Origin of the sequence: Enterobacter cloacae complex sp. 2022EL-00788 (genome assembly GCF_026627565.1) — a bacterium.
Classification (GTDB): Bacteria; Pseudomonadota; Gammaproteobacteria; order Enterobacterales; family Enterobacteriaceae; genus Enterobacter; species Enterobacter pasteurii.
In genome coordinates this window covers 97042-121622 of sequence record NZ_JAPNMC010000001.1, presented here as the reverse complement: position 1 = coordinate 121622, position 24581 = coordinate 97042, and the positions used below count along the sequence as shown (strand labels likewise).

At 58.9% G+C, this 24581-nt stretch carries 25 protein-coding genes; 17 read left to right on the top strand and 8 right to left on the bottom strand.

Annotated features, from left to right (window positions below; all coding sequences use genetic code 11):
- Positions 1-21: 21 nt before the first annotated feature.
- On the top strand, positions 22-813 hold the full coding sequence (locus OWK27_RS00550) for a PhzF family phenazine biosynthesis protein (protein ID WP_267589535.1): 792 nt from the start codon (positions 22-24) through the stop codon (positions 811-813).
- On the opposite strand, the gene OWK27_RS00545 is transcribed toward OWK27_RS00550, so the two are convergent.
- The 6 genes from OWK27_RS00545 to OWK27_RS00520 all read right to left on the bottom strand — a co-directional run bounded on the left by OWK27_RS00545 (position 810) and on the right by OWK27_RS00520 (position 6660).
- Complete coding sequence (locus OWK27_RS00545; RefSeq protein ID WP_193355108.1) at positions 810-1487, bottom strand: SDR family NAD(P)-dependent oxidoreductase; 678 nt, start codon at positions 1485-1487, stop codon at positions 810-812. The two genes, OWK27_RS00550 and OWK27_RS00545, sit on opposite strands and share 4 nt — an antisense overlap.
- 1 nt (position 1488) lies before the next feature.
- Entirely contained in the window at positions 1489-1959 is a 471-nt protein-coding gene (locus OWK27_RS00540) for a YhcH/YjgK/YiaL family protein (protein WP_267589534.1), read from the bottom strand.
- Complete coding sequence (locus OWK27_RS00535; protein ID WP_267589533.1) at positions 1956-3122, bottom strand: sialidase family protein; 1167 nt, start codon at positions 3120-3122, stop codon at positions 1956-1958. Before OWK27_RS00535 ends, OWK27_RS00540 begins: the two co-directional genes overlap by 4 nt.
- A 1-nt stretch (position 3123) precedes the next feature.
- Positions 3124-4536, bottom strand: coding sequence for a sodium:solute symporter family protein (locus OWK27_RS00530; protein WP_267589532.1), 1413 nt, complete (start codon positions 4534-4536; stop codon positions 3124-3126).
- 76 nt (positions 4537-4612) lie between these two features.
- The gene (locus tag OWK27_RS00525) at positions 4613-5497 is read right to left on the bottom strand and encodes a dihydrodipicolinate synthase family protein (protein WP_267589531.1); all 885 of its coding nucleotides are present in this window, start codon (positions 5495-5497) and stop codon (positions 4613-4615) included.
- Between the two features lie 17 nt (positions 5498-5514).
- Positions 5515-6660 carry an iron-containing alcohol dehydrogenase gene (locus OWK27_RS00520; RefSeq protein WP_267589530.1) on the bottom strand — a complete coding sequence of 382 codons (1146 nt, stop codon included), beginning with the start codon at positions 6658-6660 and terminating at the stop codon, positions 5515-5517.
- Between the two features lie 173 nt (positions 6661-6833).
- On the opposite strand from OWK27_RS00520, the gene dtnK reads away from it, so the two are divergent.
- The 3 genes from dtnK to OWK27_RS00505 are packed head-to-tail and all read left to right on the top strand — an operon-like array spanning position 6834 to position 9793.
- Positions 6834-8051 (top strand): D-threonate kinase, encoded by a 1218-nt coding sequence (gene dtnK, locus OWK27_RS00515; RefSeq protein ID WP_267589529.1) that lies wholly within the window; start codon positions 6834-6836, stop codon positions 8049-8051.
- Complete coding sequence (locus OWK27_RS00510) at positions 8044-9030, top strand: D-threonate 4-phosphate dehydrogenase (protein WP_267589528.1); 987 nt, start codon at positions 8044-8046, stop codon at positions 9028-9030. The genes dtnK and OWK27_RS00510 overlap by 8 nt, the downstream gene beginning before the upstream one ends.
- Position 9031: 1 nt before the next feature.
- The gene (locus OWK27_RS00505; RefSeq protein ID WP_193355116.1) at positions 9032-9793 is read left to right on the top strand and encodes a DeoR/GlpR family DNA-binding transcription regulator; all 762 of its coding nucleotides are present in this window, start codon (positions 9032-9034) and stop codon (positions 9791-9793) included.
- Between the two features lie 13 nt (positions 9794-9806).
- On the opposite strand, the gene ptrR is transcribed toward OWK27_RS00505, so the two are convergent.
- On the bottom strand, positions 9807-10685 hold the full coding sequence (ptrR, locus tag OWK27_RS00500) for a putrescine utilization regulator PtrR (protein ID WP_267589527.1): 879 nt from the start codon (positions 10683-10685) through the stop codon (positions 9807-9809).
- A gap of 99 nt (positions 10686-10784) precedes the next feature.
- Here ptrR and sad point away from each other — a divergent pair, with 99 nt between their 5' ends.
- The 8 genes from sad (at position 10785) to OWK27_RS00460 (ending at position 19553) form a co-directional block, all read left to right on the top strand.
- Positions 10785-12167, top strand: coding sequence for a succinate-semialdehyde dehydrogenase (sad, locus tag OWK27_RS00495; protein ID WP_267589526.1), 1383 nt, complete (start codon positions 10785-10787; stop codon positions 12165-12167).
- A gap of 127 nt (positions 12168-12294) precedes the next feature.
- A complete protein-coding gene (locus OWK27_RS00490) occupies positions 12295-13884 on the top strand; it encodes a methyl-accepting chemotaxis protein (protein ID WP_267589750.1) in 1590 nt (529 codons plus the stop codon).
- Positions 13885-13946: 62 nt separating this feature from the next.
- Entirely contained in the window at positions 13947-14873 is a 927-nt protein-coding gene (gene glsB, locus OWK27_RS00485; RefSeq protein ID WP_193355119.1) for a glutaminase B, read from the top strand.
- On the top strand, positions 14873-15235 hold the full coding sequence (locus OWK27_RS00480) for a DUF4186 domain-containing protein (protein ID WP_148419532.1): 363 nt from the start codon (positions 14873-14875) through the stop codon (positions 15233-15235). Before glsB ends, OWK27_RS00480 begins: the two co-directional genes overlap by 1 nt.
- A gap of 58 nt (positions 15236-15293) precedes the next feature.
- Positions 15294-16259, top strand: a complete 966-nt coding sequence (locus tag OWK27_RS00475; RefSeq protein ID WP_267589525.1) for a sensor domain-containing diguanylate cyclase — start codon at positions 15294-15296, stop codon at positions 16257-16259.
- An 82-nt stretch (positions 16260-16341) separates the two neighbouring features.
- Positions 16342-16869: a GNAT family N-acetyltransferase gene (locus OWK27_RS00470; protein WP_267589524.1), complete on the top strand. Its 528-nt coding sequence runs from the start codon at positions 16342-16344 to the stop codon at positions 16867-16869.
- 117 nt (positions 16870-16986) lie between these two features.
- Positions 16987-18438 carry a tagaturonate reductase gene (locus OWK27_RS00465; RefSeq protein WP_267589523.1) on the top strand — a complete coding sequence of 484 codons (1452 nt, stop codon included), beginning with the start codon at positions 16987-16989 and terminating at the stop codon, positions 18436-18438.
- A gap of 200 nt (positions 18439-18638) precedes the next feature.
- Complete coding sequence (locus OWK27_RS00460) at positions 18639-19553, top strand: bestrophin family protein (protein WP_267589522.1); 915 nt, start codon at positions 18639-18641, stop codon at positions 19551-19553.
- Here the strand turns inward: OWK27_RS00460 and OWK27_RS00455 are convergent.
- Positions 19541-20089 carry a GNAT family N-acetyltransferase gene (locus OWK27_RS00455; RefSeq protein WP_242172791.1) on the bottom strand — a complete coding sequence of 183 codons (549 nt, stop codon included), beginning with the start codon at positions 20087-20089 and terminating at the stop codon, positions 19541-19543. The genes OWK27_RS00460 and OWK27_RS00455 overlap by 13 nt on opposite strands.
- 112 nt (positions 20090-20201) lie before the next feature.
- Between OWK27_RS00455 and OWK27_RS00450 the strand changes: the two genes are divergently transcribed.
- From OWK27_RS00450 to OWK27_RS00430, 5 genes are all read left to right on the top strand, one after another.
- Positions 20202-20807 carry a hypothetical protein gene (locus OWK27_RS00450; protein WP_267589521.1) on the top strand — a complete coding sequence of 202 codons (606 nt, stop codon included), beginning with the start codon at positions 20202-20204 and terminating at the stop codon, positions 20805-20807.
- A complete protein-coding gene (locus OWK27_RS00445; RefSeq protein WP_267589520.1) occupies positions 20804-21244 on the top strand; it encodes a GNAT family N-acetyltransferase in 441 nt (146 codons plus the stop codon). Before OWK27_RS00450 ends, OWK27_RS00445 begins: the two co-directional genes overlap by 4 nt.
- 143 nt (positions 21245-21387) lie before the next feature.
- Positions 21388-22383, top strand: a complete 996-nt coding sequence (locus OWK27_RS00440) for an alpha/beta fold hydrolase (protein WP_267589519.1) — start codon at positions 21388-21390, stop codon at positions 22381-22383.
- Positions 22384-22427: 44 nt separating this feature from the next.
- Positions 22428-23168, top strand: coding sequence for a response regulator (locus tag OWK27_RS00435; protein WP_267589518.1), 741 nt, complete (start codon positions 22428-22430; stop codon positions 23166-23168).
- Positions 23165-24460, top strand: a complete 1296-nt coding sequence (locus OWK27_RS00430; RefSeq protein ID WP_267589517.1) for an ATP-binding protein — start codon at positions 23165-23167, stop codon at positions 24458-24460. The genes OWK27_RS00435 and OWK27_RS00430 overlap by 4 nt, the downstream gene beginning before the upstream one ends.
- Positions 24461-24581 lie beyond the last annotated feature (121 nt).

Sequence of the window (24581 nt, the reverse complement as noted above, 5' to 3'; positions counted from 1 at the left end):
ACGAATAAGAGAGGTAAGACGATGCAGGAAATTGACTTTTATCTGGTAGACGCCTTTAGCGACAGGGCGTTCGGCGGCAATGCGGCGGCTGTCTGCCCGCTGGAAGCGTGGCTTCCGGATGAGACGCTGCTGAAGATGGCAAAGCAGCACAATCAGTCGGAAACGGCGTTCTTCGTGCGCACGGACGAGGGCTTTGAGCTGCGCTGGTTTACCACGCAGGATGAGATAAACCTCTGCGGACATGCCACCCTGGCGGCCTCCCATGTGATATTCGAATACCTGGATTATCCGCACACGGAGATCGTGTTTACCACGCGCTTTGTCGGTGAGCTGACGGTAAAACGCAGCGGCGACTGGCTGACGCTGAATTTCCCGGCGTGGTCAGCCGACGTTGTTGATCGTCCACCGGCGGCGCTGTTCAGCGCGCTGGGCATTAGCGGGGCAAAAGAGGTGCGTGCAGGGCGCGATTACATGGTGGTGCTTGAAAGCCAGCAGCAGGTTGAGTCCCTTACGCCGGATATCCCGGCGATGCTTCCGCTGGGCAAAATGGTCTGCGTGACGGCCAAGGGGGACGACTATGATTTCGTTAGCCGCTTCTTCTGCCCGGGCGAAGGGGTGCCGGAAGATCCGGTAACGGGATCAACCCACAGCATGCTGATCCCGTACTGGAGCGAAAAGCTTGGCAAAACGCAGATGTTGGCCCGCCAGGTCTCCTCCCGTGGCGGGGATCTGCGCTGCGAGCTGAAGGGCGACCGCGTGCTGATTGGCGGCCAGGCCACGCTGTATATGAAGGGGCGGATCTTCCTGCGCTAGCTCAGCGAAGCGCCGCCGCAGATCGCTATCTCCTGTCCGGTGATGGCGGCGGCCTCGTCGCTCAGCAGAAAGTTCACCAGCCCGGCAACTTCTCCGGGCGCGATAAGCCTGCCAATCGGGGGGCATTTTGCCGGTGATGTTTCCCGCCCGGGCGCCGTGAGCATCGGCGTTTCGGTGGCTCCCGGGGCGACCACGTTGGCGGTGATGCCGCGCGGGGCCAGCTCCGCCGCCCAGCTTCTGATCGTCCCCACCAGCGCCGCTTTGGTGGCAACGTACTGGGAACGTCCCGCCGCACCGCGCGAGGTTCTGCTGCCGATCGCCACAAACCGACCGCCGGACGACATGCCGGGGGCAAAATGGTTAAACAGCACTTCACAGGCCTGTACGTTCAGCCGCCAGAGCGCGCAGCCGGTGTCGCTGTCCAGCTGCCCAAGCGGCGCAGCCGCCATCATCCCCGCGGCGTGGATCACCGCCTGAGGCGGGGCGAGAGGCTGTAATGCCGCAATAAGCCGATCGGGCTTGCTGATATCAACGCTCAGGCTGGTGAAATGAGGCGCGTCCAGCGCGACGGATCGCCGGCTTAATCCGGTCACCCGCCATCCTTCCGCCAGCAGCCGTTTCACGATGGCTTCCCCAATGCCGGAGCTGGCTCCGGTAACTACGGCATGACGCATATCACCCCTCCAGCATCGCGCGCGGAACTTTGAATACCGCTTTACGAACGGTCTCTGGCACCGTCACGGCGCACAGCGCCTGGTGCGGCTCCCCGGGATAAAAAACCGCAAAGTCGCCCGCGCCGAGGCGGATCGCCGCGCCGTGCTCAGCCGACCCAGCGATGAAAAGATCCGGCTTTCGCTCTTCATCACCCGGCTGCCCGACGGGGAGAGTCCCGGCGTATATACGCTCTTCGCCTGCCAGCACAATCTGAATATCAGCCCACTGACGATGGTACTCCGTGTGCCTCCCGGCCCGCGGCTGCGTTTGCGCGGGCCCGATATGGCAAAACCACGCGGCGTCCTGCGGCTGCCAGCGTCCGTCATCCCGCGCCGTCAGCGCCTGTAGCGAGCAGTCCGGACGGGACAGCAGGGCATGCAGCACGGGCGGAAGCCCTGCCAGCGGCAGGGCGCTAAGATGGCCGATAATCATGCTGTCTCCTTAACCCACTCCGGGGTAACCCGGACGTACTTAATGGCCTGACGGAAAAAGGTGTAGGCAATATGCAACGCTCCATCCGGGCCCTGTTTGATGCTCGGATAGGAATATTCACGGTTCAGTTTTTCCAGCGAGTTATTGGTCATACAGTAGCCGTCGCCCTCGTCCAGATTACGCTGCCACGGCCAGCTTCTGCCGCCGTCCGGGGAGAGGGCTACCGTCATCGGCGCGCGCGGCGCGCCCCAGAACGCCGTGCGCCCGCCCGTCGCCTCGGGCTCTTTGCGTCCATCACCGTCGTCGATTTCATCGTACAACGATGCCCGACGCTCCAGCGCCCCGGCGGCGCTCATGTGATTAAACACCAGCGCCAGTTCACCGCTGGCAAGGGTCGTCACCTGAATCGATGAATTGTTATTCGGCAGCGTCGTTGGCTCCGGTACCGACCAGCTTTCGCCGCTGTCGGTCGACTGGCTGTAATAGATATTGTCCGCCCACCGGCTGCGGAACAGGGCGACCAGCGTACCGTTGCGCAGCGGGGTGATGTTCATGTGCACGCAGCCCAGGCTTCCCGGTACCTCAACGTCGCGCCAGGTTTTCCCCCGGTCCTCAGAGATTTTCACCGCGCTGACGTCATCATTCCCGACCCATTTTTCTCCCGGCCGCGTGCGGCAGTAAAACACCGGTAACAGCCAGTTCCCGTTGTCCAGTACCACGATCGGCTGGCGGATAAAGGTGCCCGGCTTGTCGAGCAGGGTAGCGATGTCGCCCCAGGTTTGGCCCAGATCCGTTGACCGGCGATAGCGCACGATAGCCGTGTCCTGATTGCCGGAAATCTGAGCGGTCCACAGCAGCCACAGCACGTTATCCGGCGCGAGGAACAGGACGGGGTTTTGCTCGGAGCGAGTCGGGTCGTCCGAGAGTTTTACCGCATCGCTCCACCGCTCGCTGCGCGGCGCCAGCCGCGCTCCCCACACGGAGATATCTGCGATGCCCTCCTGGGTGCCGCCGAACCAGACGCACATCAGCGACCCATCCGGCAGCGGCAGCAGGTTTGCCGCATGGTTTTGTGGGCACGAGGAAGGCAGCATGGCCGTCTCCATACGAACATCCTGTGGCAGCGATCGGACGATGCCGTCGCGGGTTACGGTTACAGACATATCAGACTCCATTATTTTGCACGGGGGCGGGCGCTTTATCGTTCGCTTTTCCCGGAATAAGACGTTCAATCACCATAATGACCGCCGGGGTCAGCAGGGCGATATACATATTGTTAATGCCAAACGGATCGCCCAGCAGATACCAGACCGACGTCACCACGCAGGCGCCAATCAGGCCGGCGTTAGCGCCGCGGGCGCTGCGGAAGAACGGGCCGTAAAAGGCGATAACGGCCACAACGGAAATCGACAGACGTATCGCTCGGGTGAAGAATGAGAGCTTAAGCACTTCCGGCACCAGCAGAACGAAGATCAGCGGCAGGAAGCCAATCAGCAGGGAGATCCAGCGCGTGGCCTTAAACTCCTGTTCGGGCGTGGGGTGGCGCATCGGCACGTAGAAGTCTTTCACCACCAGAGAGGCAATGGCCAGCGCAACGGTACTGACGCTGACGAAGATAGAGGCCACAAGGGAGGTAGTTACCAGACCGGCGAGCCACGGATTCATGTCCTGAAGGAAGACTGGCATCGCATACAGGCTGTCGATCTCGGGGTGCAGGTATTTTGCCGCCACGCCGATAACCGCAATCGCCAGCGCGATTGGCAGGCAGAAGAAGAAGGCGACCCAGGTGGAGCGCCTGGCCGTATTAACATCTTTGGTGGATGAGATAGCCTGGATCACAAACTGCGTGCAGAAGATTGAACCGATGGTGCCGATAAGCCAGGCGAAGATGGTCGACGCGCCAATATTGCCATCCCACGTCCAGTAGAAGTCCGGCATGTTTTCGATCATGGGCGTGAAGCCGCCGGTTTTCGACAGGGCAAAGCCCATGATAGCCAGAATGCCAAAGTACTTCAGAGCGCTGTGCAGCACGGTCACCCAGGCCACTCCCTTCATGCCCCCAAAGGCAAAATAGAAGGTACTGACGATAGCGGTAATAAACGCCGCCACGGGCAGGTTAACCTTCAGCACGGTGGAGATAGCCGCTGCGCCGCTAACGTAGTTCCCCACGTTAACCAGCAGCAGGGCGTAAATCATGATGATGGAGATAATGTTTTTGGTGCTGTTACCGTACTTTTCGGCAATGGCACCCGAGATGGTGATTTTCCCGGTGTTATAGATGCGCTTAACGAGCAGCAGGCCAAATAGCGGAAAGCCTATAGCCGCCCCAATTACCGACCAGGAGGCGGCAAACCCGTCTTCGAACGCCGCCTGTGCCGTACCGATAGTGGATTTTGCGCCGATATATTCGGACATCAGCAGGATCCCGACGATAAACGCCGGCATCGCGCGGGAGCCTTCCATAAAGTCTCCGGAGTTTTTACTGCGGATCCGGAAGGTGAGCCAGGTGGTGAACAGGATGTAGGCAATCACAATCCCGACGATAATGAGGGTATCTTCAGCGGTAAAATTATTCATCTTTGCCTCTCTTCAGGGCGAGTGAATCCTGGGCACCTGCGGCACCCGGTATTCTTATTGACGAAACGTTAGCCGGTTAGTTAAGTGACGTTGTCACCAGCCGGCGTATCTGATTAAGCTGTTGTTCGTTAAACGCCACGGCGTAGCGGCTCTCACCGACATCCTCTCCCATAACCTGAAGCGCTTTCTTAACCGCCGCGGGCGAGAAGGCGACGCTGTACAAACCGGTGCGAAGGCGGGTCACTTGCTCCTGTGCCAGGCGGGATCCCTCGATATCACCCGCGCTGAAGCGCGACCAGATGGCGTTAATGGCCTCAGGGGCCACGTTCGCCAGCCCGGAAATACAGGCGGAGCAGCCCTCTACAAACCCCTGATGGATCAGCGAGTCAGGCCCGTTCAGCACGTCGAATCCGTCGACGTCTTTCACGGCATTCAGAAATCCGCTCAGGCTTTCGTGGCTTCCGGCACTGTCTTTGATGCCGATGACGTTGGGGTGTGCGGCAAGCGTCCGGGCGGTTTCAGGTTCAATGGTGTTTCCGGTGCGCGCCGGGATGTTGTAGAGAAAGATCGGTACGCTCAGCGCGTCGGCGATAGCCGTGTAATGGTCCACCAGCTCGTCCTGCTTCAGCGGCACGAAGTAAGGGGTGATAACCGACACGGCATCGACGCCGAGGGAGGCAATCCGTTTCCCGAGCCGAATGGTCTCGCGGGTAGAGATTTCGCCAATATGGGCCACAACCGGCGCGCGTCCCGCAACGGCGTCGACGCAGGTGCGGGTCACGGCGACTTTCTCTTCTTCATTCAGCACGAAAAACTCGCCGTTGGTACCGCCGCAAAAGATACCGTTACCGGCATCCAGCTGGCGCGCGATCTGCCGTTTTAATCCCGGCAGATTAAGATCGCCGTCAGCGTCAAAGGGGGTGACGATGGCCGTCAGCACGCCCTTTATCTTGTTACGCATTTTTCACTCCTTCGAAGTCAATGTTGGGGAAACAGGGTCCGGTAAATGGCCTGCACCTCGTCGCGATCTACCTGACAAGGGGCGTTATTCATTAAGCGCTTCACGTTGATGGCAGCGTCGCTGAGGGAGGCGATATCCTCCCGCGGTACCCCGAGCGTCTCCAGGTTATCCGGCAGGTCGAGCCTGCGTACCAGCGCGGCGAAGTAATCCACCAGCGCGTGGGATTTGTCCTCATCCGACAGTCCGGTATCCGCACCGGGAACGAGATCCCAGACCCGGGCAAACTTCGCCACCGAATGGGGGCGAACCACGCGCATGCAGGGTGCCAGCAGAATGGCGTTAGCCACGCCGTGCGGCAGGTGATATTTCCCGCCGAGAGGATAGGAAAGCGCATGCACCAGGTGCGTGCCGGCATGGGCAATGGCCACCCCGCCGTAATACGAGGCCCACAGCATCTCCAGCTTTGCCAGCAGATTTCCCGGCGCCGCGCAGGCGGTTTCGATATGGTTCAGCAGCTTGTGCAGGCCGATCAGCGCGGCGTTGTCGCTCACCGGGTTCGCCACCGTAGAGGTGAAGCACTCAATCAGATGACACAGCGCGTCTATGCCCGTCGACGAGGCGATATGCGCCGGCATGCTGGTGGTCAGCTCCGGGAACAGGGCGACGTAATCGGGCAGCAGCACCGGGGAGATAATTCCGACCTTCGTGTTTTGCTCCGGTATGGCGAGGATTGCGTTCGGCGTCGCCTCCGATCCGGTTCCAGCCGTGGCCGGAATCAGCAAGGAGGGGATGCGCACCGCAGGTTTAGTGCCCGCCAGCAGCGCCTCCAGCCCCGGAGAGTGCGGATGACAAAGCACAGAAAGCAGCTTGGCAACGTCCAGTACGCTGCCGCCGCCGAGGCCGATGACGAGGTCGAACGATCCCCCGGTTAACCCGCTCAGCAGCTGGCTAACGTCATGATGCGAAGGCTCCGGCGGTACGCCGTCGACGATCGTCACGCTGCGGTGGTTCTCCTCAAGCATCGCTTCAATCTGCTTTGCCGCCTCCAGGCGCGCAATATTATGGTCTGTGACCAGTAAAAGGCGTTGCTTATCGCCAAGCAGCGGCCTGAGGGCGGGAATGGCGCCTGCGCCGCTGATGATGGTGCTGTTGATCGTTACCACATGGTTCTCCTGTCCTGCCACGCTTGATTGATTTCGCTCAAATCAGAGGGTGAATGGTCATTGTGTGGCTAAATTTATAATTTATTCACAAACTGATTAACTTGATCTTGCTCACATATAATCAATCATGATTGAATATAATCATTAGCAGGACGAATGAACCCGGAGTGGGGATGAAAGAGAACAACCTGTACAGAGAGGTGGTCGTCGTTGCGGATGACTTTACGGGGGCGAACGATGCCGGGGTCAGCCTGGCGCTTGGCGGAAAAAAAGTGTGCGTGGCGTTTCATACCCCGTTTACCGCACCCGCCGCGGCGCTGGCGATCAATACTGAATCCCGGGCGCTACGGGCCTCAGAGGCGGCGGAAAAGATCGCGCAGCTTGGCGCGGAAACGGTGGATGCAGCGTGGCTGATTAAGAAGATGGATTCCACGCTGCGCGGAAACGTGGCGGCAGAAACGCTGGCACTGATGGCGTTGAGCGGCAAGCGGCAGGTCATTGTGGCCCCGGCGTATCCCGCCGCCGGGCGCATCACGCGCCACGGCAGGTGTCTGGTCAACGGTATTCCGGTGAATGAAACCGAATTTGCCAGCGATCCAAAAACGCCGGTCCCGTCGGCAAGCGTCGCCGATCTGTTTCCCGGACGGGCGGTTAAAACCGTAACGGTAAACGGCCTGACCTCTGCGCTGGCGCAGGGAGACGGGTTACTGGTCGTGGATGCGGAAAGTGATGGCGAGCTTGACGCCATTATCGCTGCCGCGCTGTCGTGTGAGCAGACGCCGCTGCTGGTGGGGTCTGCCGGGCTGTGTGATGCGCTGGCCCGCCATCTCGCACCCGTACGGCGCAAGCAGCTTCTGGCGGTAGTGGGCTCGATGAGCGAAATCGCGCAGCAGCAGATTGCCTGTGCCCTGAAAGCGCCCGGCGTGTCGTCAGTGTTCATCGACGTGAACGACATTATGGCCGGCACGGCATCAGGCTACATCACGCAGATAACGCAGGCGCTTCGGGCGGGCCATCACTGCATCGTTCATACCTGTCCGGACCTGGAGGCCCGGCATCAGGTGGAATTGCTCTGCCGGGAACACGGCGTGACACGCGCGGCGCTGGGGGAGACGATTTGTGCGTATCTGGGCGCGCTGACCCGTGACGTGCTGAACGCGCAGGCGCCGGACGCGCTGTACGTTTCGGGCGGCGACGTGGCAATGGCCGCGGCCAGCGCGCTCGGGGCAGAGGGGTTTGAGATTACGGGACGCATTTCACGTTGCGTCCCCTACGGCAGGTTTTTGGGGTGCGCCTGGCACCGGCCGGTAATGACCAAAGCAGGGGGCTTCGGAAGGGAAGAGACGCTGCGTGAGGTTTTGCATTTTATCGAGGAGAGACTGAGTGACTAACATTATTGCAGTAACCATGGGTGACCCGGCAGGCATTGGCCCGGAAATCATTATCAAATCCCTCACCGGGGACGAACTCTCGGGAGCGCCCGTCGTCGTGGTGGGCTGCGCCCGCACGCTACGGCGGGTGCTTGAGCAGGGTATTGCCGGCCATGCCGATATACGCGTTATCAGTGAGGTCAGCGATGCGCAGTTTGCGCCGGGAGTGATTAACGTGCTGGACGAGCCGCTCGACGATCCTGACGGGTTAAGGCCGGGCGTTGTGCAGGCCCAGGCGGGGGACCTGGCTTATCGCTGCGTCAGGCGCGCCACCGCGCTGGCGATGGCGGGCGAGGTAAAGGCCATCGCGACAGCGCCGCTGAACAAAGAGGCGCTGCACCTGGCCGGGCATCACTATCCGGGACACACGGAGCTGCTGGCGCATCTGACCAACAGTAAAGATTTCGCCATGGTGCTATACACCGATAAACTTAAGGTCATACATATCACCACCCACATTGCGCTGCGTAAATTCCTTGATACGCTCAGTGAGGATCGGGTAAAAACCGTGATCGGCATTGCCGATACCTTCCTCAGGCGCGTGGGGTTTGCGCAGCCGCGCATTGCGGTGGCAGGGGTTAACCCCCATGCGGGTGAAAACGGCCTGTTTGGCGATGAAGAGATTGGGATAGTCGGGCCTGCCGTCGAGGCGATGAAGGCGCAGGGGCTGAACGTTACCGGTCCTTGTCCGCCGGATACGGTATTTATGCAATGCCACGAAGGAATGTACGACATGGTCGTTGCGATGTATCACGATCAGGGGCATATTCCGTTAAAATTACTCGGCTTTTATGATGGGGTGAATATCACCGCCGGGCTGCCGTTTATCCGCACCTCCGCAGACCACGGTACCGCGTTCGATATCGCATGGACCGGGAAGGCGAAGTCCGAGAGCATGACGGTATCTATCCAGTTAGCTATGCAAATCACACGGGAATAAGATGAAGGGATATAACCGGTTAGAGCAGATAATGGATTACCTTAAAGGGCATAATCTGGTGACGGTCGACCAGCTGGTGGCGATCACCGACGCCTCGCCGGCGACGATCCGCCGGGATCTGATTAAGCTCGACCAGGAGGGCGTTATAAGCCGCACCCACGGCGGCGTAACCCTTAACCGGTTTATTCCTTCCCAGCCCACGACCCATGAAAAAATGCAGCGCAGCCTGGCGGAGAAGCATGCCATCGCCAGCGCGGCGGCAAGTTTCGTCAAGGCGGGGGATGCCGTCGTGCTGGACGCGGGCACCACGATGATTGAACTGGCGCGCCAGCTCACGCACCTGCCGCTGCGCGTCATCACCAGCGACCTGCATATCGCGCTGTTTCTCTCCGAGTTTAAGCAGATTGAAGTCACGATTATCGGCGGACGGATCGATGATTCCAGCCAGTCCTGTATCGGTGAACATGGCCGCCGGCTGTTACAAAACGTCTGGCCGGACGTGGCCTTCGTCAGCTGTAACGGGTGGGATATCACCCGCGGGATCACCTCCCCGACGGAAGAGAAGGCGGCGCTGAAGCGCGATCTGATCGCCAACGCTAAGCGTCGCGTGCTGCTGGCGGACAGCTCCAAATACGGTGCCTGGTCGCTGTTTAACGTGGCGCACCTGCACACCCTGACGGATATCGTCACCGACAACCGGCTGGACGACGAGACCCGCGCGCGGCTGGGAGAGCTGAATACCCGGCTGACGCTGGCCTCCTGACCCGCGAGCCTGTTTATGAAGAAGGCGCGGATGGCTGACGTTCGTTCAGCAGCTCGATAAACGCCTCAAGCTGGCGGGTCATCGCCCCCCGACGCCACACCAGCCAGGTGGTGAGCCAGCGCCAGTTTTCCGCCAGCGGCCACGCCGCCACCTGATGGTGCCCCGGCATGCTCTCCAGCATCGAGCGGGGCATCAGCGCAATGCCGGCTCCGGCAATCACGCAGGCGAGCATCCCGTGGTATGACTCCATCTCGTGAATACGCCCCGGCGTTATGCGGTCGGCATGAAACCAGCTTTCGAGATGCCGACGGTAAGAGCAGTTGGCGCGAAAGGCGTAAACGTCGCAGCCGCTCACCTGCGTGGCTTTTGACACTTCCGCGTGTCCCGCAGGCGTAACCAGCATCATCTCTTCCCGGTAAACCGGCATGCCCTTCAGCTCCGGATGCGAGAGCGGCCCGTCGACAAACGCGGCGCTGAGCGTCCCTTCCAGCACGCCGTCAATCATCGTCCCGGAGGGGCCGGTGGAGAGCGCAAACTGTATGCGCGGATAGCGCTGGTTGAACCGCGCCAGCGTTTCCGGAATGCGCACGGCGGCGGTACTTTCCAGCGCGCCGAGAGAGAACAGCCCCTGCGGTTCATCGCCGGCGACCACCATGCGCGCCTCGTCCACCAGGGCCAGGATCTGTTTGCTGTAGCGCAAGAAGTTGTGCCCGGCGGGCGAAAGCCGCAGCCGCTGATTCTCGCGGATGAACAGCGCCACGCCGAGGTCCGCTTCAAGCTGACGTATGCGGGTGGTGAGGTTTGACGGTACGCGATGCACCTTCTGCGCCGCCTGGGTAATGCTGCCCGTCAGCGCGACGGCGTTAAACATCTCAAGCTGTGTTAAGTCCATGCCATTCTCGATTCGTGAACAGGGTGGTAAATATTATTCATTTTTAAGAAATAGCAGAGTGGGCCACAATGAATCAACCGTTATTACGTGGAGAACATCATGAACTATTCGCCTGCAACCCATGCCCTCTCTGTAAACCCGGCGACCGGCGAAACGCTGGCAGCCCGTCCGTGGGCAACGGCTCAGGAGGTCGATCGCGCAATTGCCCAAGCGAATACCGCTTTTCGCGAGTGGCGACGCGAGAGCGCGGCGCACCGGGCGCAGAAGCTGCGCGACCTCGGCGCGGCGCTGCGTAACCGCGCGGAGGAGATGGCCCAGACCATCTCCCGGGAGATGGGCAAGCCGATTGCCCAGGCGCGTGCGGAGGTCGCCAAGTCCGCCAGCCTTTGTGACTGGTATGCAGAACACGGCCCGGCGATGCTGAGCCCTGAATCTACCCAGGTCGAAAACGCCGTCATTGAATATCGTCCGCTGGGGCCGATTCTGGCGGTGATGCCCTGGAACTTTCCGCTCTGGCAGGTGCTGCGCGGTGCGGTGCCGGTCCTGCTGGCGGGAAATAGCTATCTGCTTAAACATGCCCCAAACGTGCTCGGCTCGGCGGCGCTGATTGGGCAGCTGTTCGCGGATGCCGGTTTCCCGGCGGGTGTTTTTGGCTGGGTGAACGCCACCAATGACGGGGTAAGCCAGGCGATTAACGATCGCCGTATCGCCGCGGTGACGGTCACCGGCAGCGTGCGGGCAGGGGCGGCGATTGGCGCTCAGGCAGGCGCGGCGCTGAAGAAATGCGTGCTTGAGCTTGGCGGCTCCGATCCGTTTATCGTCCTCAACGATGCCGATCTGGATCTGGCCGTTAACGCTGCCGTGGCCGGACGTTATCAGAATACCGGGCAGGTTTGCGCCGCGGCGAAACGCTTTATTGTGGAAGCAGGTGTTGCGCAAGAGTTTACCCGTCGCTTCGTTGAGGCGGTAGCGGCGCTCAAAATGGGCGCGCCGGATGAGGAACAGACCTACCTCGGCCCGATGGCGCGGTTCGACCTGCGCGACGAACTTCACCAGCAGGTGCAGGCGACGCTGGCGGAAGGGGCAACGCTGCTGCTTGGCGGGGAGAAGGTTGCCGGCGCAGGTAACTATTATGCGCCAACGGTGCTCGGCGACGTCACGCCGGAGATGACGGCCTTCCGCCAGGAGCTGTTTGGTCCGGTGGCCGCTATTACCGTGGCGAAGGACGCTGCCCACGCCCTGCATCTGGCGAACGACAGCGACTTTGGCTTATCCGCGACGGTCTTTACCGCGAACGAGGCGCTGGCCGAGACGTTCTCCCGCGAGCTGGAGTGCGGCGGGGTGTTTATCAACGGCTACAGCGCCAGCGATGCGCGCGTGGCGTTTGGCGGCGTGAAGAAGAGCGGCTTCGGGCGGGAGCTTTCTCATTTTGGCCTGCATGAGTTTTGTAACGTGCAGACGGTGTGGAAGGATCGCGTCTAGTTTTCAGGCCGGGTGTGGCAGGGCTGCCCCCCGGCGCTTAACAACCCCTGTCATTATTCTGCAATGGTTCTGTCATTTTCGTTTCGTAGACTCGCTCGCGTCTAACGTATTGTTATAGAAGAAAATGATGAACCTAACGCAAATTTATCGCCGTGTTGCGCCGCGCATTATTCCCCGTCAGTTTGGCCTGCTGACCGGCATCTTTTGTATTATTGGCCTTTTCTCCGCCCTGCAGCTCTCATCCTCCATTCTGCTTACCGCCTCCCTGAATCAGGCCCAGCGTAACGAACAGCGCAATCAGCTGGCCTTGCAGCAGCAGGGTAAGCTGGATCAGGCGCGCGTCACCCTGCTGGCGGCAAGCGATCTGCTTAACCGCTCCGGCGTATACTTCATGCAGGATAAAGAGACCGGCTCGGAAGGGAGCTGGCATAGCCTGATGGACGAAGCGCAAAAATCGCTGGCGGCTTCTCAGCAGGCGTGGAAAGCCTGGCTCGCGCTTAATCCGCCCCGGGACGAGGCGCTGGTGAATAGCTACCAGCTGTTCTACGGCGCGATAAGCGAGCAGGCGGAAGGGCTTGTAAAAACAAACAGCATCGATCTCTTTTTCGCCGTGCCAGCCCAGGCCTTTCAGACCGATTTTAACGACAATTATGCCCGCTACCAGCTTCAGAGCGAGACGCGGGCGGCAAAGGGCCGTCAGTCGCTGATGGACCAGCTTTCGGGTCTGCAACGGCTGTTCCTGTTTGCCCCGCTGGTGCTGCTGGGTATTGCCATCGCCGTCTGGTTCGGGATGGCGAAGTGGGTAATAACCCCGCTGCGCCGCCTGATTGCGCATATTAATCTGCTTGCGGCAGGGGACCTGTCAGGCACGCCGCACGACGTGGTGCGCTTCAACCGGGAGATAGGCCAGCTCAGCGACAGTATTACCGCCATGCAGTACGGGCTTCAGCAGCTGGTGACGCAGGTCAGCGAGGCCACCACCGCGATGGTGGAAAATATCGGATCGCTTGCGCAGGGTAATCAGAAGCTTTATCAGCAGTCGGCGCGGCAGGCCAAAGAGCTGGAAGACGTCACCGCGCATATTGCCGATCTTGAAACCCTCGTTGAGGGGAATACGGGCTATGCAAAACTCGCCAGCACGCGCGCCGATGATGCCCGACAGGCCGCCGCCGGCGGAGAGCAAATGATGTCTGCCGTGAATGGGTCTATGCAGACGATCGTCGACCGATCCGCCGAGATGCGCGGGATCGTCGCGATGATCGACAGCGTGGCGTTTCAGACCAACATTCTGGCCCTCAACGCGGCCATTGAAGCCGCCCATGCGGGGGAGCAGGGGCGCGGGTTTGCGGTGGTGGCGCGGGAAGTAGGGCTGCTTGCCAGAAAAAGCAGCCATTCCACGCAAACCATCCAGGCGCTGATTAACCACTCGCTGCAGGGCATTGAGGAGGGCTCTAAGGTCGTGAATCGTCTGGAGGATAACCTGCAGCAGGTTACCGGCCTGGTGGCGAACTTAAGCAGCCTGCTGAACGATATTTCTATGGCTACCCTGAATCAGGGGGAAAGCATTCATCAGATGACGCGTCAGCTCCAGGGGCTGAACCAGGTTTCGCGTCAGACGGATATGCTGGTGGCTGAAGCGTCAAGGGCATCGGAACGCCTGCATCAGGAGTCGGATCTTTTGCTGCAGGCCGTCTCGCGTTTTCGCCTCCCTGCCTGACGCGACATATAAGCCTCTGTTATACTCGCAGCCCGTTTTAGCCTGAGGGCAAGGAGCAAAGTGTGGCTGCGGTCATTCATAATGAGATGCTGGACGATATTCTGGCGCAGGTTCGTCCATTACTGGGGCAGGGTAAGGTTGCCGATTACATTCCCGCGCTGGCCTCGGTCAGCGGTAACAAGCTCGGCATCGCCATTTGTACGATAGACGGTCAGCGTTTCCAGGCGGGAGACGCGCTGGAGCGTTTTTCCATTCAGTCGATCTCAAAGGTGCTTAGCCTGGTTGCCGCCATGCGCCAGTATGACGAGCAGGAGATCTGGCAGCGGGTAGGCAAAGATCCCTCCGGCCAGCCGTTTAACTCCCTTCTTCAGCTCGAAATTGAGCAGGGCAAGCCGCGAAACCCCTTTATAAATGCCGGTGCGCTGGTGGTGTGCGATATGCTGCAAAGCCGGCTGAGCGCGCCGCGTCAGCGGATGCTCGAAATTGTGCGTCAGCTTTCCGGGGTGCAGGACATCGCCTACGATCCGGTGGTGGCGCGCTCTGAGTTTGAACACTCCGCGCGTAACGCCGCCATTGCCTGGCTGATGAAGTCTTTCGGCAATTTTCATAACGACGTCGCCACGGTTCTGCAAAACTATTTCCACTACTGCGCGCTGAAGATGAACTGCGTTGAGCTGGCGCAGACCTTCCTGTTCCTCGCGCATCAGGGCTACGCCCCGCACCTGGCCGAGGACGTTGTCTCTCCGATGCAGGCCCGGCAGATTAACGCCCTCATGGCGACCAGCGGGATGTATCAGAATGCCGGGGAATTTGCCTGGCGCGTGGGGCTTCCGGCTAAATCCGGCGTAGGCGGCGGGGTTGTGGCCATCGTTCCGCACGAGATGGCCATTGCCGTCTGGAGCCCGGAGCTGGATGAGACGGGAAATTCACTGGCAGGCGTGGCGGCGCTGGAGCAGCTCACCAAACGTCTGGGACGTTCCGTATACTGATGTCAACGTTAGATCCTTTATTCGCGCGCCTGGCCCGCTCCACGTTCCGCTCGCGCTTTCGCTTAGGTCCTAAAGAGCGGCAATACTGCTGGGATAAAGGCGTGGAAACTATCGATCGTCATGCCGCCGATTTTGTCGCAAAGCGGCTGGCGCCTGCGCACCCGTTGAATGACGGCAAGCAGACGCCGATGCGCGGCCATCCGGTCTTTATCGCCCAGCACGCCACGGCAACCTGCTGTCGGGGCTGTCTGGCCAAATGGCATGCCATCCCGCAGGGCGTGCCGCTGAATGCGCAGCAACAGCAGTATATCGTTAACGTTATTCATCATTGGCTGGTCATCGAGGTAAATCGTGCCGGATGAACTGACAATGTCTCTGTTTAAGCTACGCTTTTACTAATGCTCAGCGTCAGGAGACGTTATGAAAGCACCTGCAATACCTGTTAATGAAACCGAGCGTCTGAACGCTCTGCGCGAATCCGGCCTGCTTGAACTCGACGGTTATCCCGCGTTCGACAGGCTCACGCGGCTGGCAAAACGCTTTTTCAAGGTGCCGCTGGCGATGATCACCCTGGTGGACGATCGTTCCGTGGTCGTGAAATCGGCTGACGGCCAGGTATCCGGCAGCCAGCCACGGGAGCTCTCCTTTTGCGGCCATACCATCCTGAGCGAAGCACCGCTGGTGGTTGAGGATGCGCGGCTTGACGAGCGCTTTGCGGATAACCCGCAGGTGACGGGAGAGCCAGGCGTGCGCTTTTATGCCGGTTTCCCGCTCCGCCTGCGTGACGGTTCGAGCGTCGGTTCGCTGTGCCTGATTGATTACGCGCCCCGTGAATTTACGGCAGGCGATTCCGCCGCGCTGGCCGATCTCAGCGCGCTGGCAGAAGACGAGTTTGCGGCAGTAAGCGCGTCCACAACCGATGAGCTGACGGGGCTGTTTAACCGTCGCGGGTTTAACCAGTTTGCGCGCTTTGCATTATCCGTGGCGCGGCGTCGGGCGGAACCCTTAACGCTGGGCTGGCTGGATCTGGACCAGTTCAAGGCGATCAACGATCGCTTCGGGCACCAGGAGGGCGACAAGGCGCTGAAAGCGATGGCCGCCCTGATGCGTTCCTCCTTCCGCGAGGCCGATCTGCTGGTGCGCTACGGCGGGGACGAGTTCGCGGTACTGTTCGCGGATACCGATGAGCCCGGGGCGTGGATTGCCATGCAGTACCTCGTTGAGCAAACGGAAAGCTTTAACGCGCGCCAGCTGCATCCGTGGTCGCTGCAGTTCTCCTGGGGACTGAGCGAGTTCGATCATACCCGGAACGATATGCAGGCGTGGTTAAAACAGGCCGATGAGGCAATGTACGCCATGAAGAAACAGCACCATGGTGAGGGATGACATAACAAAATCCTATGCCTGCGCAAGTTGCGTTGCAAAAATGTTAATAGCATAGTGGAGAGATTCACTCAGAGGAACAACGATGAACTCTCCCATGCTTATTAAACCTCTCTCCCGGCAGGATATTCTTTCCCACATTGATGCGCTAACCGATATCCTCGTCAACTGCGTTAACGGCGGCGCATCCGTCAGCTTTATGCTGCCTTTTACCTCCGATAAAGGCCACGCTTTCTGGCGTGGAATTGCCGACAGCGTGGGGCGCGGTGAGCGCACCGTGCTGGGCTGTTTCGATGGGGCACTGGGCCTGATCGGAACGGTACAGCTCATCACCGATCAGCCTGAAAATCAGCCGCACCGCGCAGATGTGGCAAAACTTCTGGTTCATGAAAAGGCGCGTCGCAGAGGGGCTGCTATGGCGCTTATGGAAGCGCTGGAAGCCGCTGCGCGCGAGAAGGTGCTTTCGGTGCTGGTGCTTGATACGGCGACCGGTAGCGGCGCAGAGACGTTTTATCAGCGTGCAGGCTGGCAAAAGGTTGGGGAGATCCCGCGCTACGCGCTGATGCCGGGCGGGGAAATGGCTTCTACCTCGGTGTTTTATAAGTTTTTGTGATTAATTTTCACAAAAGCGGTATGAGTTGATCCAGACAGGGGTTCTGGTTGTTAAGTTTTGATAAGTTATTACACCAATCTTATCAGGCTGTATGACTAATCATAAAGGACCCCCATTGTGAACACACTCAACCGTCGTGATTTCCCCGGTGCGCGCTATCCCGAACGTATCATCCAGTTTGGCGAAGGTAACTTCCTTCGCGCGTTCGTTGACTGGCAAATTGACCTGTTAAACGAGCATACGGATCTCAATTCCGGCGTGGTGATAGTTCGCCCGATCCAGAGCGATTTCCCGCCGTCGCTGAGCACCCAGGACGGGCTCTACACCACCATTATTCGCGGCCTGAACGAGCAGGGGGAAGCGGTAAGCGACGCGCGCCTTATTCGCTCCGTGAACCGCGAAATCAGCGTCTACAGCCAGTACGATGAATTTCTCAGGCTCGCCCATAACCCGGACATGCGGTTTGTTTTCTCCAACACGACGGAAGCGGGCATCAGCTATCACGCGGGCGACAGGTTTGAAGATGCGCCAGCCGTCAGCTATCCGGCAAAACTGACGCGACTCCTGTTTGAGCGCTTCAGCCACTTCGACGGCGCGGCGGATAAGGGCTGGATCGTCATTCCTTGCGAACTTATCGACTACAACGGCGAAGCGCTGCGCGAGCTGGTGCTGCGCTATGCGCAGGAGTGGGCGCTGCCGCCGGCATTTATTACGTGGCTGGACGAAGCGAATACCTTCTGCTCGACGCTCGTTGACCGCATCGTTACCGGCTATCCCCGTGATGAGGTGGCGGAGCTGGAAGCCGGACTGGGCTATCGCGACAGCTTCCTGGACACGGCGGAGCATTTCTACCTGTTTGTTATTCAGGGGCCAAAATCCCTTTCAGCGGAGCTGCGCCTTGATAAATACCCGCTTAACGTGCGGATTGTGGACGATATCAGGCCGTATAAAGAGCGTAAGGTGGCGATCCTGAACGGTGCGCATACCGCGCTGGTGCCGGTCGCGTTTCAGGCCGGGCTGGATACGGTAGGGGAAGCGATGAACGACGCGGAGATTTGCGCGTTCGTTGAGAAGGCAATCTATGAGGAGATTATTCCGGTGCTGGATCTGCCGCGCGACGAGCTGCACTCCTTTGCCAGTGCCGTAACGGGGCGTTTCCGTAACCCGTACATCAAGCACCAGCTGCTGTCGATTGCGCTAAACGGGATGACCAAATACCGCACCCGTATTCTGCCGCAGCTGCTGGCAGGGCAGAAGGCGACCGGTAAACTGCCCGCTCGTCTGACCTTTGCGCTGGCGGCGCTGATTGCCTTTTACCGCGGCGAACGTAGCGGTGAAGCCTATCCGGTGCAGGATGACGCGCACTGGCTGGAACGTTACCAGCAGCTGTGGACGCAATATCATGATAAACAGCTGAACATCCGCCAGCTGGTATCCGCGGTGCTAAGCGTGCGCGAGCACTGGGAGCAGGACCTGACCCAGGTGAGCGGACTGGTAGAACAGGTTGCGCAGGATCTGGATGCGATTCTCCATAAAGGGATGCGCGAGGCGGTAAAACCGCTCTGCTGATATCTTCGCCCGGCGTTTGCCGGGTTTTAAATACGATTTCATTAGTTACAACATACTATAGGTCCTTTTTTAAAAATACTATGCAGCACCGTGCGCGTTAGGCTAAACAGGTCAGAAAATGCAATGAACCATTAACATGCTTGCAACTGTGAGGGCGATCACGTTTAATAGCCGCGCTCTTTACTTTTCTGAAGCTGATTATGATTGTTCGTCCTCAACAGCACTGGCTACAACTGATTTTCGTCTGGCACGGTTCGGTACTTCCTAAAATTTATACCCGACTGCTGCTGAACTTCCTGCTTTCTATCGCCGTCATCGTGATGCTGCCGTGGTACACCTCGCTGGGCATCCGCTTCACCGTTGCGCCGTTTAGCATTCTCGGCGTGGCTATCGCCATCTTCCTGGGTTTTCGCAACAACGCCTGCTACTCGCGCTACGTTGAGGCTCGCCTGCTGTGGGGGCAGTTGATGATAGCGGCGCGCTCGCTGTTTCGCGAGGTAAAAAATACCTTACCGGAAGATAGGCAGCTTGGAGAGTTTGTTCGCCTGCAAATTGCCTTTGCTAACTGTCTGCGCATGACCCTGCGCAAAGAAATCAACGCCGAGCAGCTCTCTCGCTATCTGGCCCCTGACGACCTGCGCAAAGTAATGAATGCCAATTCCCCGGCGAACCGTATCCTGCTGATAATGGGGGAGTGGCTCGCCGTTCGGCGGCGCAGCGGACACCTTTCGGACATCCTGTTTCACAGCCTGAATAACCGCCTGAACGATATGTCCATCGTGCTGGCTGGCTGCGAACGCATTGCCAACACGCCGGTGCCGTTTGCCTATACGCTGATCCTGCACCGGACGGTATATCTGTTCTGCATCATGCTGCCGTTTGCGCTGGTTGTTGACCTGCACTACATGACGCCGTTCGTCTCTGCGCTGATTTCTTACACCTTTATCTCTCTGGACACGCTGGCGGAAGAGCTTGAAGATCCGTTTGGTACGGAAGATAACGATCTGCCGCTGGACGCCATCTGCAACATGATGGAACGCGACCTGCTGCAGATGAACGATGAAGAGAACATCCCTGAAAGGCTAATGCCGGACAAGCATTATCAGCTGACCTGACGGGCGTTCCACTCCTCGCGGGTGATTTCCCACAGTTCGGAGTCCAGCACGCCGCTCACGTACGCTTTCTTTTCCGTCCTGATGAGCCGCATGCCGCTGCTGTCGGAAATACGGCGGGAGCGGCTATTGGCGGCCGCTTTCGGCGCACGCAATACCGGTTTGTTAAGGGTATTAAACCAGTAATCCGTTGCCGCAATGCTCGCTTCCCGCATATATCCCTGGCCCTGAAACTCCGGCGCCAGCCAGAAGCCCCGGTTGTTATCCTCCACGTCATACAGGCAAATCAGCCCCATCAGTTCGTCAGGCGCTTCGCGGCGGCGAATGGTCCAGAACCACGCAATCCCTTTAGCCATATCGGGCAGCGCAACCTGGTTCACGTAGCTTTCAGCCCCGTCATCGGGATAGGGCCAGGGAACGGAGGCCACCATATAGCGAACGATTTCCCAGTGCGGATAACGCTTCTGTATCTGGACGGCATCTTCAGCGACAAGGGGTTTAAGCAGCAAGCGATCTGTCGTTAGCGTGGGTATCGTCATCCGGCAATCTCCATATTTAAGCGTTATGCTTTTGTCTGGCTTCTGGTATTTTCATCTTAATATAATTATTTCAAATCAGTAATGTTGGTGCTGTTTCTCCCTGGCGGTTTTGATGAAAATTTTGCCTTTGCTAACCGGACGCATTTCATACGATCTGCTGCAACATGGAAAAGAGATAGATGAAGCCATTGCCCATGGCAACGTTTTGTTAAACCATTCGACTCCCGCACTGGAGCGCTATTTTTCACGCCCGCTTAGCGAGTTGCCGGGGCAAAATCCTTATCCTGTTGCCATGTTATTGCCGCTATTCCTCGCGGTGTTTGCGTTTAATATGCTGCCTTTTCTCAAGGCGATTTCCAGTATGTCGCCTGCGCTTCATGCACTGAGTTTTTTTGCCCCGTCGATAGCCATACTTATCTACCTGATATCCACCAGTACTCTGCTGGCCAGAGGTTACACATCAGGGCTGTCAGGATTGTTAGCGCTTTTCATCTTCCTGCTGGCGGTGACGATGCTTCAGTGGATTTATTACCTGTTCACTTCTGACGGCAGCAGCTGGCAACTGTTGATCGCCACGATCGCTATGGTAATCATTCGATGGTTATTAAACAGTCAAGGCTTTGCACTCTTTACCCTTTACTGCCGGACGAAGCGTCTTGCTGCTCTGGCCCATAAAATGCGCTTAAAAAGCAGCAAGGATAATGTGAGGATCCCATGACGCTAACCGTACGTCCTTTACGCCCCGAAGATTACCCGCAGTGGCGACCGCTGTGGGACGGCTATACCCATTTTTATGAGTGTTACCTTGAGGAATCCATTACCGCAGCAACGTGGGAAAGGGCGCTTTCTGGCTCATCATCCCTGTTTTGCCGGGTCGCGGAGAAGGACGGCAAGGTCATCGGCTTCGCCATGTGTATCCTGCATGAAGGCACCTGGTCAACCGCGCCCATTTGCTATCTGGAGGATCTGTTTGTTGACGCAGCGGAACGTGGCGCAGGCGCGGGTAAGGCGCTTATCGACGCCCTGATCGATGAAGGCAGGCGGGAAGGCTGGTCAAAACTCTACTGGGTCACCCGCGAGAACAATCCGGCCCGTAAGCTGTATGACAAATACGCCGAAGCCGACGATTACGTTCGTTACCGCCTGTCGCTTTAGCCGATCGTCACGAGTTTGTATCACACTGTATCTGTGAGTGAGATACGTACACAGGTATGCAATAAAACGGCTTTCGCACACGTTCGCTATACAAACGCATGGTGTTATATCCCCGTCAACTGAACTTACCCGGAGATAACATCATGCTTAACAAACTCGCCTTTTCCGCCGTCGCGCTGAGCGTTTCGCTTGGTACCGTGATGTCCTGTCAGGCAGAAGCGACCGGCAACGATTATTCGTCTGCCTTTACGCAGGTAAAACAAATTAACGCCGGCGATCTTAACGTCGGTTATGTCGATATCGGGCCGAAAGACGGGCAACCGGTGATCCTGCTGCATGGCTGGCCGTACGACATTCACAGTTACGCCGAGGTTGCCCCGGCGCTGGCCGCGAAAGGGTACCGTGTCATTGTGCCGTCCCTGCGCGGTTACGGCACCACGCGGTTTATTTCTGATAAAACGCCGCGTAACGGTCAGCCTTCGGCAATGGCAAAAGACATTGTTAACCTGATGGATGCGCTCAACATCCGGCAGGCGGTGTTTGCCGGGTATGACTGGGGCGCGCGCACGGCGGATATCGTCGCCGCGCTGTGGCCGGAGCGCGTGAAATCGCTGGTCTCGGTGAGCGGCTACCTGATTAGCAGCCAGGCGATTGGTAAGCAACCCTTACCGCCGAAGGCGGAGGTGCAGTGGTGGTATCAGTTCTACTTCGCCACGCAGCGCGGTGCGGAAGGCTATGCCAAAAATACGCACGATTTTGCTCGCCTGATCTGGTCGCAGGCCTCGCCAGACTGGAAATTCAGCGATGCCACCTTTGAAGCCAGCGCTAAATCCCTCGATAACCCTGACCACGTTGCCGTCACGCTCAGTAATTACCGCTGGCGTCTGGGGCTGGAAAGAGGAGAGAAAAAATATGACGCCTATGAGCAAAAGCTGGCGACGCTGCCGAATATCACGGTTCCGACGATAACCATCGAGGGCGGTAACAACGGGGCGCCTCATCCTGCGCCCGCTGCCTATGCCGGAAAATTTACCGGGAAATATGAGCACCGTACCTTCGGTGCTACCGTTGGCCACAACCCGCCTCAGGAAGATCCGCAGGACTTCGTAAAGGCGGTAGTAGACGCTGACAAGCTCTGAGATGTGCTATTTTCAATCCGTTACCCCTTATTCAGGAGCCTGCGGTGGAGCATATTGATCGCATCCTTGTCGTCGATGACGACAGGGATATTAGTGAACTGGTTGTCGATTATCTCGTGAAGTCGGGCTATCACGCCTCCGGCGCGGCCAACGGCAAAGAGATGCGCGCGGTGCTCGACAAACAGCATATCGACCTGGTGGTGCTGGACGTGATGATGCCCGGCGATGACGGCCTGACGCTGTGCCGACAGCTGCGCAGCAGCAGGCATAAGGATCTGCCGATCCTGATGCTCACCGCCCGGAACGAGGACACGGACCGGATCCTGGGGCTGGAGATGGGTGCAGACGATTACGTGGTGAAGCCGTTTGTAGCCCGCGAACTGCTGGCGCGTATCAAAGCCATCCTGCGTCGCTTTCGCGCCATGCCGCCCAATCTCCAGGTGACCGAAGCAGGGCGCCTGGTGGTATTCGGAGAATGGCAGCTGGATACCGTGGCGCGTCATCTGATTGACAACGAGGGGATGATTGTGGCGCTAAGCGGGGCAGAATACCGTCTTCTGCGCGTGTTTCTCGATCATCCTCAACGGGTGCTGACGCGGGACCAGCTGCTGAACCTGACGCAGGGACGCGATGCCGAGCTGTTTGAACGCTCGATAGATCTTCTGGTAAGCCGCGTGCGTCAGCGCCTGAATGAAGATGCGCGCACGCCAGCCTATATCAAAACCGTGCGCAGCGAAGGCTACGTGTTTACCATGCCGGTGACCATCGTCGAGGCCAATGAATGACGCTGTGGCCGCGCACGCTCCTGGCCCGGCTGCTGATCGTTGTGCTGCTTGGGCTCCTGCTGGCCAACTCGCTCAGCCTGACGCTGGTCATGGTTGAGCGAATGCGCAGCGCCCGCGCCGTGATGCTGGGCAACCTCGAGAACGACGTCGCGACCAGCGTGGCCATTCTCGACCGGCTTCCGGCCAGCGAGCGGCCCGGGTGGCTGGAACAACTCAATCGCGGCAATTACCGGTATATCCTTGGCCCCGGCGAGTCAGGCGCCGCGCCAGCGGATAAGCGCTCGCGGGACGCGGTTCGTACCCTCAAAGCGACGCTGGCTGAACGCTACCCGCTCACGTTTACGGCGGTTCCGGGGCCCGTATCCCATATCCAGGCCCATCTGACGCTTCGCGACGGCGCGCCGCTGACTATCGATCTGATCCCGCGCATGCCGCCCGTCGCCAGCTGGCTGCCCGCGGTGCTGATACTTCAGCTGTTACTGGTCGCGCTCTGCGCATGGATCGCAGTCCGCCAGGTCGTCCGGCCCTTCATGCAGTTCACGCGCGCGGTCGACTCGCTTGACCCGGCGGCACATTCTCCGATGGCGGAAAAAGGGCCGGTCGAAGTCCGCCAGGCGGCGCATGCCTTCAATGAGATGCAGTCCCGGATACAGGCGCACCTGCGCGAGCGCGCCCAGATTCTGGCGTCCATTTCTCACGACCTTCAGACCCCTATCACGCGCATGAAGCTGCGGGTCGAAATGACGGAGCAACCGGCGCTCCGCGATAAGCTGCTGAGCGACCTCGACAATATGTCGCGTCTGGTACGGGAGGGGATTGCCTATGCCCGGTCATCAGAATCGCTTGAGGAGACGACGCTGAAGCTGGAGCTGAATGCGTGGATCAACAGCATCGCCAGCGATTATCAGGATATTGGTAAAAACGTGCAGTTTCATGCACGCGATATTCGCCTGCCGATCGTTACGCGCCCGCAGGCATTGCGTCGGGTAATGACCAACCTGCTGGATAACGCGCTGAAGTTTGGCGATAGCGCGACGATCGAGATTGCTGAGGACGAACGACAGGTAGCAATCCGCATCATGGATAACGGACCGGGCATCCCGGATGCCGAGCTTGAGGCAGTTTTACAGCCGTTCTACCGGGTTGAAACGTCGCGCAACCGCGAAACTGGCGGTACGGGGTTAGGCCTTGCCATTGCAGCGCAGCTCACCGCCCGGCTCAGCGGCAAACTGCATCTTGCCAACCGTGAGGAGGGCGGGCTGATGGTGAGCGTGACGCTGCCGCGCGGCTAATTGTACGCGTCTGTATCCGGTTGCGGCGCCGATACGCTGGCAGACAAAATTACGCTTTTTGCACACGGCCCGAACACATTCGTACGGTGAAATGACCTCACTGCACCTTCGCAGCAACGGT